This is a genomic window from Komagataeibacter melaceti (assembly GCF_003403295.1).
Taxonomy (GTDB): domain Bacteria; phylum Pseudomonadota; class Alphaproteobacteria; order Acetobacterales; family Acetobacteraceae; genus Komagataeibacter; species Komagataeibacter melaceti.
In genome coordinates this window covers 1-12,436 of sequence record NZ_QUWV01000053.1, presented here as the reverse complement: position 1 = coordinate 12,436, position 12,436 = coordinate 1, and the positions used below count along the sequence as shown (strand labels likewise).

Here is a 12,436-nt window from a genome sequence, read left to right as displayed (position 1 = left end):
TAGTTCCCGGCGGGGAAATACAATATCTCCGCCTCCGTCGGGGTTTCGGTGCCGTGCAGCGGCATCTACCTGCGCGGGGCGGGATGGGGCTGGGGCAGCGGGAACGTGCCGACCGCCAGCACCGCCATCGTGGCCACCGGCACGGGACATGCCAACATCATAAGCTTCATGGCCCCGGTCAACGCGAATGATGGGTACTGGTATGGCGGCGGGGTCAGTGACCTGAGCATCATCATGGCGAACCTTTTCACGCCATCGGTGCAGACGGGGGCCGCGATCTTTGTGCAGCACGCCCAGAAATTCCACATACACGACATACAGATCCGCTACCCCCATGTCGGGATCGAGGTCTTTTCCGGCGCGTATAACGATATCGACCACGTCTATATCGCCCAGATGCCGCTGGACGGGACCGGCATATGGGGCCACGGCACGGATGCGGGCTGCAGCGACATCGGCAACTGCCGCACCCGTTCGGACGTGCTGAACATGGCGGACCTGCGCATAGACAGCCAGTTGCCCCATGCCGACCACGGCGCGGGGACGGGCATCCGGCTGACGGATTTCATGGCCACGGCATGGATACGCCACAGCGTGATCGAACAGACGAACCTGGGGCTTGATATCGCCTGCCGTAACAGCAGCAGTGCCGATGCCTGCCCCCAGTTCATCCATGCTGACAGGCTGGAAATAGAGGTCAACGGGCTGGGGGCGCAGGGGGCGTCCGCCGCGATCCGGGCTGATAATTTCGTCCATCTGGAATGTACGTCGTGCCAGCTTTATGGCTTCAACACGCCGCACCACATCGTCTATCTGGATGCCTCGCGGTTTTCCAGCATCGGGCATGCGGAGTTCCTGGGCGGGAAGATGGAAGGCTCCAGCGGGACATGCCTGCGCACCAGCGTGCAGGATACCAAGGTGATTGGCGGGGACATTATCGGCTGCGGCCATTCCGGCGCGCCAGCCGATGCGTTTGGCGTGGAGGTCCTGCCCAACCGTGGCCCCGGCGGCGGCGCGGATGAAGGTTCGGCCATTATCAGCGGCGTGAATTTCTGCGGTGGCGCAGAACGGACCCCCTCGACCGCCATGGCCCCCGTCCATCTGGGCGCGGGCGTGGGCTATAATGTCATTACCGGCAATGTCTTCCGCTCATGCCGGCGGGGCGTGAGCGATACGAGCGGGCAGAAAAACAACGTGATCGCCAATAACACCCCCTACCCATAGGCCCGCACGCGGCAGGGAAGTGCGGGGGTTCACAGGGATGGGAGGTCGTCGCAGGCCAGGGTCGTGCCGGGGTGGGATCAAGGGGCGGGACAGGCCGTATCTGCCCCGCATTCGCGCCACGGAGCCGGATAGTTTCCGGCATGCCAGCCCGGGTGGTGGCAGTGCGGGGTTGCCGCGTTGTTATCGCAGCAGCAGGTTTGTGATGGCGTCGGTGAACCTGCCAAACGGTGGCTTAAGCAGCGTTGCGGCGTTGAAGCGCCCCTGTTGGTACACGCCACGGGCATGGGTGAGCGCCATGAAGCCTTCCTTGCCATGATAGGCCCCGATGCCGCTGTCTCCCACGCCACCAAATGGCAGGTCGTCCTGCGCATAATGCATCAATGTGCCATTGATCGTGACATTCCCTGATACCGTGCGCTTCAGGAGCCTGTCGCGTTCAGCGCGGTTGTCGCCAAAATAATACAGGGCCAGCGGGCGGGGGCGGGCGTTGATGAAGGCAATCGCTTCGTCCAGCGTGCGATAGGTCAGCACAGGCAGGACAGGACCGAAAATTTCCTCCTGCATGACCGCCATTTCAGGTCGGGCACCCAGTATGAGAACTGGCGCAAGGACATGGCTGGCGGCTGAATCGCCGCCCATGCGGATGACCTGCGCGCCATGGTCTTCAGCATCACGGATCAGGCCGCCCAGCCGCCCGTAGTGATGCTGGTTGAGGATGGCCGTATAATCGGGCGATCCCGCATAACCATTCGGATGCAGCTTTTTCACGGCGTCCTGATAGGCCGTGGCGAATGCATCCCTGTCATGTTCATGCACCAGCACATAATCCGGCGCGATGCAGGTCTGCCCGGCATTGGTCAGCTTGCCAAACGCCACGCGATCCGCCACCCGCTGCATGGAAAAGCCGGGCGCGATCACCACGGGGGACTTGCCGCCAAGTTCAAGCGTAACGGGGGTCAGGTTGCGCGCCGCAGCCTCAGCCACCTTCTTTCCGACCGCCGTGCTGCCGGTGAACAGGATATGGTCAAAGGGCAGGGCCGAGAACGCAGCCCCCACCTCGCCACCGCCGGTTACGACAGAAACCTGCTCCGGTGGAAAGGCAGCCTGAACGATCTCGCCAATCACCGCCGATGTGGCCGGTGTGAATTCAGATGGTTTGAGCATGGCCCGGTTGCCAGCGGCAATGGCCGTGGCCAGCGGCACCAGCGCGAGGGAAACCGGATAGTTCCACGGCGCGATAATGCCCACAACGCCCACCGGCTGCCGGACCACCCAGGCGCGACCGCACTGGAAATAGGCCGATACGTGGCGGCGCTGCGGTCTCATCCAGCACCCCAGATGCGCGATCATGTAATTGATCGACTGCACCAGCGGGATCAGTTCCACTATGGCGCTTTCACGTTCCGAGCGCTGGCCGAAATCCGTGTTCAGGGCACGCACGATTCCGGTGCGCCGCTTCAGGATTTCAGCCTTCAGGCGGCGCAGGTCGGCCCGGCGCCGTTTCAGGTCTGGTGGCCCGGCATGCACGAACGCGGCACGCTGGCGGTCAAGGACAGGGCGCAGGTCAGCGGGAGTGGCATCGGACATCACGTCCTCCATGTTTACAGGAGAAACTTATGCGGGCAGGATATGGAGCATGACGATCTGGTGTCAATGAAAGTTTCTTGTGTAAACATGGGCCTCGCGAATGAGTGAAACCAAGGACCGCCCCTACCATCATGGTGATCTGCGCCGCGCCCTGATCGACACGGCGCTGGACATGCTGGCCACGGACCAGAACTGGGCCTTCACCCTGCGGGAAGTGGCGCGGCGCACGGGGGTCAGCCATGCGGCGCCGTACAAGCATTTCCGTGATCGCGAGATGCTGCTGCGCGAACTGGCCCGGATCGGCTTCGTCAGGCTGGGGGAGAGCATGACAGAAGCCATGCCCCCGGACATGCCCTCCACGCGCGCGCAGTTCATGGCCGCAGCACGGGCCTGTATCGGGTTTGCCTGTCAAAATCCCGGTCTTTATCGGCTGATGTTCAGTTCCGATGCCGACAAGACGATAGACCCGCAACTGCATGATGCGGCCATGGCGACTTTCGGGATTCTTCTGGGGCTACTGGAAAGGGGACAGCGCGACGGAAGCTTCCGCCCGGTTGCCGTCAGCGCCCTGGCGGCAGCAAGCTGGGCGCAGGTGCATGGCCTGGCCATGCTGGCGATCAGCCATCAGTTGCTTGAGGAGAAGGTCGGGCCGGCACCGATCCCGGCCGCGCTGGACGTGCTGCTTGACGGCATGTGCCACGGTAACTGACCGGGCTACGGCATGCCGTACTGTTGTTCATGATAAAACACCCCCCGGCGACAGGTGTCACCAGCGGGGTGTGTTACGGCGGGCAGTAACGGCAAGTCAGGCCATTACCGCCCGCACCTGTTTACGCTTCAGAACGGTGCGTCAATATCAACCACATTTATCAGCTTGTGGTTGATGAACTCCTTGATGCCAAGGCCGATCAGTTCACGGCCATAGCCCGAGTTCTTGATGCCGCCGAACGGCAGGTCCGCCTTGGGTGACAGCGGATGGTTGATGAACACCATGCCCGTGCGGATGGCGCGCGCCACCCGTGCGCTGCGTGCTTCGTCGCGGGTAAAGACGGAGCCGCCAAGCCCGTAGGGGGAGTCATTGGCAATGCGGATGGCGTCCGCCTCGTCCTTCGCACGGTAGATCTGGGTCACGGGGCCAAAGAATTCCCAGTGGCGGGCCGCATTCTTCCCATCAAGGTTGGACATGAGCAGCGGCTGGAAAAACGCCCCCTGTTCGGGAACCGGCGCGCCGATGATCTCGACCTTGGCCCCTAGATCCATCGCCCGCGTCACCTGGTCGCGCAGGTCGTCCGCCGCGGCCTGTGATGACAGCGGGGCAAGTGTTGTGGACGGGTCCATCGGGTCGCCTGCCTTCAGGGCTGCAACACCTTCCTTGTACAGGGCAAGGAACTGGTCATAAACCGCATCCGCCACGATCAGGCGCTTGGCCGAGACACAGACCTGACCGGCATTCCAGTGGCGGCCGATCACCGCCCAGCGGGCTGCCTTTTCCACATCGGCGTCATCCAGCACGATGAAGGCATCCGCGCCGCCCAGTTCCATGGTTGCCTTTTTCAGCGCCTTGCCAGCAATACCGGCAATCACGGTGCCAGCGCCTTCCGAACCCGTCAGGGCGACACCGCACACGCGCGGGTCATTCAGGATCATGGCGGTGTGGGGGCGGGCAGCATACAGGTTGCGGAACAGCCCCTTGGGCAGGCCGGCTTCGGCCATCAGCGTATCAAAGGCTGCGGCACACTGCGGCAGGTTGGAAGCATGCTTGAGCAGCACGGCGTTACCGGCCGAAAGCTGCGGCGCGATGATGCGCACGACCTGATAGAAGGGGAAGTTCCACGGTTCGATGGCCAGCACGATGCCCAGCGGTTCGTGAACCAGCACGGGTTTGCCTTCCGCGGCGTTCGCAACCGGCAGGATTTCCGGCTTCAGCAGTTCTTCGGCATGGTTGGCGTAGTATTCGAAGATCTCGGCCGAAAGAATGACTTCCTTCTTTGATTCCTCGAACAGCTTGCCCATTTCCAGCGTGCCAAGGCGGGCATATTTGTCAATGTCACGGCGCAGGATGGCAGCCGCCGCGTTCATAACCTTTGCCCGCTCGGCAAAGGACGTGTCGCGCCAGCTTTCAAATGCGGCATGCGCTTCAGCCAGTGCGGCCTGTACTTCCGCATCCGTGGCATCGGGGAAGGTGGCGACAACTTCGTTGGTATAGGGATTGGTCGATGCGTAAGCCATTTTGGATATCTGTCTCTTTATTCAGCCAGTTGGGGTCGGGATACGGTCCGGGGCCGTATCCCGGGTAAACTTTCGGCGGGGATCAGGCCGCGGCTTCAAGGATGCGGCGGCTGACATCCAGCGTGACATCACCGTTTTCACCCAGATGGGTCATGCCGTGATCTTCAAGCTGACCGACCAGGTCGCTGATGCCGTCCGCCCCGATGTCGTAGGCCGACAGGCGGGTCGGCACGCCCAGACCCTCGAAGAATTCCTCGGTCTTGCGGATAACCGCGTCGATCCGCTCGTCTTCCGTGCCTTCGGTCAGGTTCCACACCCGCGCGGCATACTGCAGCAGCTTGGCGCGCTTTTCGCTGCGGCGTACCTTCAGCAGGGCAGGGAGCACCACGGCCAGCGTGCGGGCATGGTCGATGTGGTATTTCGCCGTGATTTCATGGCCGATCATGTGCGTGGTCCAGTCATGCGGCACGCCCGCACCGATCAGGCCATTCAGCGCCAGGGTCGCAACCCACATGAGGTTGGAGCGCAGGTCATAATCATCCGGTGTGGCGACAATACGCGGCCCGATTTCCACCAGGCTGGACAGCAGCCCCTCGGAAAAACGGTCCTGCGCCATGCCATCGACCGGATAGGTCATGTACTGCTCCATCACATGCACGAAGGAGTCCACGACACCGTTGATGACCTGCTTCATCGGCAGGCTCATGGTGCGCATGGGGTCCAGCACGGAAAAGCGCGGATAGACCAGCGGGTTGGAAAACAGCAGCTTGTCGCCCGTGGACTGGCGCGAGATCACGCTCAGGCAGTTCATTTCGGACCCGGTGGCGGGCAGGGTGACAACGGTGCCCAGTGGCAGCGCCTGTTTTGCGGCCTCGCCCTTGCTGACCAGAATGTCCCACGGTTTGCCTTCATACGGTACGGCGGCGGCTACGAACTTGGTGCCATCCATGACCGACCCGCCGCCCACGGCCAGCAGGAAATCGAGCTTTTCCGCCCGCACCATGGCCACGGCCTTCATCAGCGTTTCGTAAGTGGGGTTGGCTTCAATGCCACCAAACTCACGGAAGGTCCGGTTGCCCAGCGCCGCACGAACCTCATTCAGCGTGCCGCTGCGTTCGGCGCTGGAGCCGCCATACAGCACGAGCACGCGGGCTTCGGGCGACAGCTGTTCATCAAGGCGGGCAATCATGCCTTTGCCAAACAGGACCCGCGTGGGGTTGTAGAACTCAAAATTCTGCATCTTCGCACCTATTGGACCGGTCGTCTCTATTAGACCGGTCACCTATTAAAATCACAGAACAGGACGTTCCGTCATCTTTGTGAAACTAGATTTCCAGAAGCCGCCTGCTTGCCTCCCAGGCATGGTCAAACGGTGGAGAACTGTGGGTGATCTTTACCATGAGCGTCGATCCCAGCCAGAGCTGGTAAAGCGACGCCGCCAGCATCGGCGCGGGCTGCGTGCTGCCAATGGAGCCGTCCTCCTGCCCGCTGGCAATGACCGCGCTGATCCGGTCAATGACCGTGCGGGTGCCGACATCCAGAATGGCGCGCATCCGTTCGGACAGGTCCGATACTTCCGCCGCCAGCTTTACGATGAGGCATTTGTTGCCGATCTGCCCTTCGATATGGGTATCCCGCCAGAACTGGCAGTAACGGGTAATCCGCTGTGCTGCGTTCTCATCGTCGTTTCCCAGGATGTCATCCATCTTTATCAGGTAATCATCGATATAGGTCTGCAGCAGGGCCTCGCCAAATGCTTCCTTTGATTCGAAGTAATGGTAGAACGAGCCCTTGGGAATCCCCGCGACATCCAGTATCTGCGCCAGGCCGACGGCCGAGAAACCACGCTGGCCGATAAGCGGGCGGGCCGCTTCCAGAATGTACTGCCGGGCAGCGCGATGTTTCTCTGCAATCTTCATGGGAGTGTATATATGGCGGACCGGCATCGGTGTCCAGATAAAAATTAGACCAGTCGTCTTTTTATGAAATCGTCCTTTCGGGCCATGTGTCGGAATACGATTTCTTCAGGTGCGTGGAAGCCAGCACCCGCGTCAGGCTCAGGACAGATTCTTTTGTGATCGGGGTGCTGGCAGCAAAGACACATCCTGCCTGAATGGCCGTAAAGCATGGAGTGCCCAATTCAATAAACCCATCGGCCCTGCGGCCGGGAAATGCAGTGTAGCTGCATCATGACCTGTGCCAATGGGGCAGGTGGCGCAGTTTGCGGCATGACAGGGGGAATGGATGCGGGGTACAGGCCGAAAACACTGCACCAGTTTTGCACACATACATAACGATCCGTAATGGACCATAGTGGACGATAATGAACCTTGCCCCACAAGACAAAACCCCCGGGAAACGTGCCGTATATGGCAGTTTTCCGGGGGTTTCTCTCGCAACGCTTGGTGGGCGCAACAGGGATTGAACCTGTGACCCCTACCATGTCAAGGTAGTGCTCTACCGCTGAGCTATGCGCCCACCAAGCGTTGCGGTGAAGTGGCTTTTACGCATCCTTTCAGTGGGATGCAACCCCCCATTTGAAAAAAATCGCATTGACCCGAAAGCCGCCGCCTGCGCCAATACGGCCATGGGTTTTCATGCTGTCCTGTCCAACATCTTCGGGGGCTGTCCGTGCCGCTTTTGCCGGGGCGGGCGGGCATGACCGGTGGCGCGGTTCCGCCATTTTATGTCCATGCCCCCACGGCGGGGCAGGCCCCGGTCATTGTGGCGTCCCCACATTCGGGGCGGCATTACTCGGCTGAATTCCTGCGCATGTCGCGTCTGGACGCCGTTGCCCTGCGCCGGAGCGAGGACTGTTATGTGGACAGGCTGTTCGCCGCCGCGCCCGCGCAGGGGGCGACGCTGCTGCACGCCACGTTCCCCCGCGCCTATTGCGATGCCAACCGCGCGGCGTGGGAACTTGACCCCACCATGTTCAGTGAACCGCTGCCCCACTGGTGCGACACCACAAGCAGCAAGGTCCGCGCCGGGTTCGGCACCATTGCGCGGATCGTCTCACGCGACGGGCCGATCTATCCGCGCCCGCTACCGTTCAGCGAGGCCGAGGCCCGCATCCGCACCTGCTGGCAGCCCTATCATGATGCGCTTTCGGCACTGGTGCAGGTGAACATGGAGCGCCACGGTTCGTGCATCCTGCTTGACGCCCATTCCATGCCCGGCCCGCTGAAGCGGCGCGGCGACCTGCCGGATTTCGTGCTGGGCAATGCATGGGGCACCGCCTGCACCCCGGCGCTGACCGCGCTGGTGGAGCAGCATCTTGTTGCCCATGGCTACAACGTGGCGCGCAACGTGCCCTTTGCGGGGGGATTCGTCACCCGCCATTACGGCCGCCCGCGCCGGGGCGTGCAGGCGCTCCAGCTTGAAATCAGCCGCACGCTGTACATGGACCAGACCACCCTGCAGCCCCATGCGGGCTTTGAGCCGCTACAGGCGGTGCTGACGGATCTGGTGGCCAGCATCGTGCGCCATGGCGACATGCCCGGGCGGCAGGCGGCGGAATAGGAAAGTGGCCCGGAACACCGTCCGGGCCGCAAGGGCAGGGGCGTTACGCGGTTTTGGGGGGCACGCTGCCCTGCGGGGTCTGGGCGTTCACCGCCTCGGGCAGCAGGTGGGCCAGCACCGGCAGGATGGTCGCGGCGGGCAGGCCGGTCCGGTCGATCATGGCCTGGACCTGCTGGTTGTCCAGCAGGGTGCGCAGTTCATCAGGGGTGATGGGCAGGTTGTGGCCATCCCCGATCCATGAGCGCACCTTGTCACCCAGCCCGGCCTGTTCCGCCTGCGCCAGCAGGGTGTTGATGGTGTCGGGGGTCAGGAACCGGGCCAGATAGCCATGGACCTGCTGTGACAGGCCCGTGGCGTCGGCCAGTTCGCCCAGCTTGCCCATTACGTTGTCAAAGATGCCGCTCATGGTGCTTTCTTTCGTGTCTGCCAGGTTGGGGGCCGACTGGTGGCCCACCTTACGGATACAGGAAATCCGCAGGTTCCGGGGCAAAAAAAAAGCGGTGCATAAGCACCGCTGAGTTTAGGGAGGAAACGTCCAAGAAGCAGTTGCACAAGGCAGGGCTGCTCCCCACCCTTATGCTGAACCTCACGCGGATGTGTCAACAAAAAAAGCGGAGGCCTGCCCTATGTCATGGCGCGCCCGCCGGGGCGGGGTTGTGGTCCATGCCCGCACCGCCCATGCTGCGGGCATGGCAGCCACGGGCGGAAAGGACGGAAAATGCGTATTGGCGGTGTTTCGGCAGGCAGTCCGGCATCCACCGTGGCCACGGGCAGCAGCGCCAGCCAGTCGGCCAGCCCCACATTCAGCGACATGACGCCCACGGAAATGGAATCCGCGCGTGAGGAACTGACCCGCGAGGGCAGGATCACCCTGCACCAGAGTGTGCAGATGGCGCTGATGGATGGCTACGCGCTGCAGGGCGTCAATGGCGGCCGGCTCGTCAGCGGCTCGACGGACATGTACACGATGATTGATGAAATGATCAGTTATCAGGAAAAGGACGGGATTGGCGATGTGAAGGACGATATCGCCTCGCTCAGGTCACTGCGCTCCGTCCTGCAGGATTATGACCAGGGCGTGCAGGACGGCAGCGGCACCTCCACCGTCGCCTGAAACCGTTCAGCGCGCCTGCCGGGCGTGGTACATGTGCCATGACAGCAGGGTCTTCGCATCCGTCATGCCAATGCCGGGCACATCGGCCAGGTCAATGACACGCAGGCGGATGTGCTCGTGTTCGCATGCAAGGCCGGTCTGCCGCCCCGCAAGGCTGCGGGCCAGTGATTCGTCAATGTGGAGTTCGGCATAATACAGGCCGATGGCCTCGTCACACCCGCCGGGCGAGAGCCAGACATGCGTGAGTTCCCGCAGGTCATGCTCATGCACCTGCAGGTCCGCCCCGACTTCCTCCGACAGTTCGCGCAGGGCGGTGCTGACAAAACGCCCGCCATCCAGCATGCCCGCGGGCAGCGCCAGCAGGTCGGGCCGGGCCACGGGCACGCGGGCCTCACACGTCAGGATGGTCCGGTCAGGGTAGCCGGGGCATTTCAGCACCAGCAGCACCGATACCGAATCCCCGCGCAGCAGGGCCAGACCCGGCACGGATTTGCCCTCATGGAGGGCATCGGCCTCGACCATGATGAAGCCCATCCGCGTGCCAAAGGCCACGGCGTCGCGCACCAGCACGTGGCGCAGGGTGAAGCGCGTGCGCATGCCCTCCAGCCAGCGGCAGAAATGGGGGGCGGCCAGCACGCGCGCATGCAGGGCGGGGTCGATATCGGGGGCGAAGGAAATGCTGTCCATGGGCTCCATCCGGCTGGCCATGCGGGGCACAGGCCAGCCCGCCGCCTAATCGCGCGTGAACACGCTGTCCATGATCCCGCCCACGCGGGCGCGGTACTGCCCGGGGTCATGTTCGGCAGCGATGCGGGCCAGCGCGTTTTCACGCACCGTGTCCCATAACGTGCGGTCATGATACAGGCGGATCACCTGCCGTGCAAAGGCGGCAGGGTCGGTCACGTCGGCGCACAGCATGTCGTGCCCGTCCTGCCAGCCCGCCTGCTGGCACAGCAGGTGCGATCCGGCCACGGGCAGGCCATTGGCCGCCGCCTCGTGCAGTTTGTGGGCAATGCCCGCGCCAAAGCGGGTGGGGGCGACAAACACGCGGTGGCGGTCATGAACGGGGGCGGTGTCCGGCACCCGGCCCAGCATGCGCACATTGGGGTGCTGGCGCAGCGGGCCAAGGTCCACGCGCGGGTTCACATGCCCGCATACGCTGAAGCGGAAGTCAGCCCCCAGCTCGGCCACCAGCAGGGGCAGCACCTCCGCGCTGAACCATGCCAGCGAATCAAGGTTGGGCGAATCCCGGTCATGCACCGCGCCTAGGAACAGGACATCGCGCCGCGCGGCCCATCCCGGCCCGGTGGCGCGCGGCACCTGCGCGTGGCCCAGCACGGATACGTTGTCAAACCCCGCATCGCGCAGCAGCCGGGCCTCGGCCCCGTTCACCGCCACCACGCGGCGGGCCAGGAACAGGGGCCGCAGTTCGTGCTCCAGCCGCAGGGCAAAGGGCTGTTCCGGTGTCGTGCCGTGCAGGCTGTGGCGTGTCTCGTCACGGCAGGTGGCGAGGGCTTCGGTATCAACCACGATCCGGTCCGCCGGAATGGCGGAGGCACAGTTGCCCAGAACCTGCGCCAGGCGGGCGGCATTATGCGTGCGTGCGATCCACAGCGCATCGAAACACCCGCTGCGCGCGTGCAGGAATTCCTCCAGATCCGCATGTTCGCGGTCATGGATCACCTCCACATCCTCGGGGAAGGCGGCGGCAATGGTGGCGGCATCCTCGATGGGGCGGAAGACCGGATAGACCGTAACCCGGTAGCCCAGGGCGGCCAGTGCGGCGATGATGTCGTTCGAGCGGGTGAAGCCCGAGCCAAGGTAGCGCAGCGGCAGCCTGTCCTCGATGAACAGGACATGCCCGCGCCCGCCATCCGCGTGGCGCGCACGGGCCTGTAGCGTGGCGTGGCGCAGGGGCCTGCGGCGCAGGGCGGCCGCGTGCTTGCGGGTGAACACGGTGCTGTTGCGCGCGATCAGCCGCGCGGCGCTGGTGGCGTCCGACGTGGCGCATTCATAATGCACAAGGCAGATGGCCGGGTCATAGATGATCTGGTAGCCCAGCGCGCGGATGCGCAGGCACAGGTCGGTCTCCTCGAAATAGGCGGGGGCGAAACTTTCATCAAACCCGTCAAGCACCTGTAGTATCTCGGTGCGGACCATCAGGAACACGCCCGAGCAGAAATCGACCTTGCGCACGAACCCGGCCTCGGGCACGGCGGGGTGGGCGTCGCGCATGTAGCCCTGCACCGAGCCGTCGCGCCAGACGATGCTGCCTGCCTCCTGCAGCAGGCCGTGGGTGCGGACCACGCGCCCGCCCACCGCGCCGGTCGTCTCCGCCGCCGCAAGGCGGGACAGCGCCGCCGCCACCGCGCCGTACTGCAGGTCCACATCGTTGTTCAGGAACAGGGTCGCGGGCGCGCGCACATGGGGCAGGGCGGCGTTGCAGCCGCGCACGAAGCCGATATTGCCCGCATGGCGCAGCACCTCGATGCCCCTGACATGCCGTTCGATGCTGGCCACGCCATCGCGCGATCCGGAATCGACCAGCAGCACCTGCATCGGCCCGTGATGGTTCGCCCGCAGCGAGGCCAGCGTGGACAGCGTCATTTCAAACTGGTTGTGCGCGACGATGATGACGCTGAGTTCGGGCGGGGCATCGGTGGTGAAGTCTATGCGCCCGTCCAGCAGCAGCGGCAGGCGTACGGCGCACATGTGGCGGAACAGGGCGCGGGCCTGTTCCTCGGTCACGGGGGGTGGGGC

General features: G+C 63.6%; 11 protein-coding genes and 1 tRNA gene. 4 read left to right on the top strand and 8 right to left on the bottom strand.

The window, feature by feature from the left end; all coding sequences use genetic code 11:
• The first annotated feature begins 48 nt into the window (after positions 1–48).
• Positions 49–1,224 carry a hypothetical protein gene (locus DY926_RS07170; protein ID WP_116702747.1) on the top strand — a complete coding sequence of 392 codons (1,176 nt, stop codon included), beginning with the start codon at positions 49–51 and terminating at the stop codon, positions 1,222–1,224.
• 180 nt (positions 1,225–1,404) lie between these two features.
• Here DY926_RS07170 and DY926_RS07165 read toward each other — a convergent pair whose 3' ends face one another.
• Positions 1,405–2,811 carry a coniferyl aldehyde dehydrogenase gene (locus DY926_RS07165; protein WP_116702746.1) on the bottom strand — a complete coding sequence of 469 codons (1,407 nt, stop codon included), beginning with the start codon at positions 2,809–2,811 and terminating at the stop codon, positions 1,405–1,407.
• Between the two features lie 100 nt (positions 2,812–2,911).
• On the opposite strand from DY926_RS07165, the gene DY926_RS07160 reads away from it, so the two are divergent.
• The gene (locus DY926_RS07160) at positions 2,912–3,520 is read left to right on the top strand and encodes a TetR/AcrR family transcriptional regulator (RefSeq protein WP_116702745.1); all 609 of its coding nucleotides are present in this window, start codon (positions 2,912–2,914) and stop codon (positions 3,518–3,520) included.
• Positions 3,521–3,648: 128 nt separating this feature from the next.
• Here DY926_RS07160 and DY926_RS07155 read toward each other — a convergent pair whose 3' ends face one another.
• From DY926_RS07155 to DY926_RS07140, 4 genes are all read right to left on the bottom strand, one after another.
• On the bottom strand, positions 3,649–5,040 hold the full coding sequence (locus DY926_RS07155; RefSeq protein ID WP_116702744.1) for an NAD-dependent succinate-semialdehyde dehydrogenase: 1,392 nt from the start codon (positions 5,038–5,040) through the stop codon (positions 3,649–3,651).
• Positions 5,041–5,122: 82 nt separating this feature from the next.
• A complete protein-coding gene (locus DY926_RS07150) occupies positions 5,123–6,280 on the bottom strand; it encodes an iron-containing alcohol dehydrogenase (protein WP_116702743.1) in 1,158 nt (385 codons plus the stop codon).
• An 85-nt stretch (positions 6,281–6,365) separates the two neighbouring features.
• The gene (locus tag DY926_RS07145; RefSeq protein ID WP_116702742.1) at positions 6,366–6,959 is read right to left on the bottom strand and encodes a TetR/AcrR family transcriptional regulator; all 594 of its coding nucleotides are present in this window, start codon (positions 6,957–6,959) and stop codon (positions 6,366–6,368) included.
• A 484-nt stretch (positions 6,960–7,443) separates the two neighbouring features.
• Positions 7,444–7,518, bottom strand: a tRNA-Val gene (locus tag DY926_RS07140).
• A gap of 180 nt (positions 7,519–7,698) precedes the next feature.
• Here DY926_RS07140 and DY926_RS07135 point away from each other — a divergent pair.
• Complete coding sequence (locus tag DY926_RS07135) at positions 7,699–8,562, top strand: N-formylglutamate amidohydrolase (protein WP_116702741.1); 864 nt, start codon at positions 7,699–7,701, stop codon at positions 8,560–8,562.
• A 43-nt stretch (positions 8,563–8,605) separates the two neighbouring features.
• Here the strand turns inward: DY926_RS07135 and DY926_RS07130 are convergent, their stop codons facing one another.
• Positions 8,606–9,016, bottom strand: coding sequence for a YidB family protein (locus DY926_RS07130; RefSeq protein WP_408886037.1), 411 nt, complete (start codon positions 9,014–9,016; stop codon positions 8,606–8,608).
• A 264-nt stretch (positions 9,017–9,280) separates the two neighbouring features.
• Here DY926_RS07130 and DY926_RS07125 point away from each other — a divergent pair, with 264 nt between their 5' ends.
• Positions 9,281–9,676: a hypothetical protein gene (locus DY926_RS07125; protein ID WP_241503101.1), complete on the top strand. Its 396-nt coding sequence runs from the start codon at positions 9,281–9,283 to the stop codon at positions 9,674–9,676.
• A gap of 6 nt (positions 9,677–9,682) precedes the next feature.
• On the opposite strand, the gene DY926_RS07120 is transcribed toward DY926_RS07125, so the two are convergent.
• On the bottom strand, positions 9,683–10,372 hold the full coding sequence (locus DY926_RS07120) for an NUDIX domain-containing protein (protein WP_116702739.1): 690 nt from the start codon (positions 10,370–10,372) through the stop codon (positions 9,683–9,685).
• A gap of 36 nt (positions 10,373–10,408) precedes the next feature.
• Positions 10,409–12,436: glycosyltransferase (locus DY926_RS07115; protein WP_116702738.1), on the bottom strand; the 2,028-nt coding region annotated here is incomplete at its 5' end.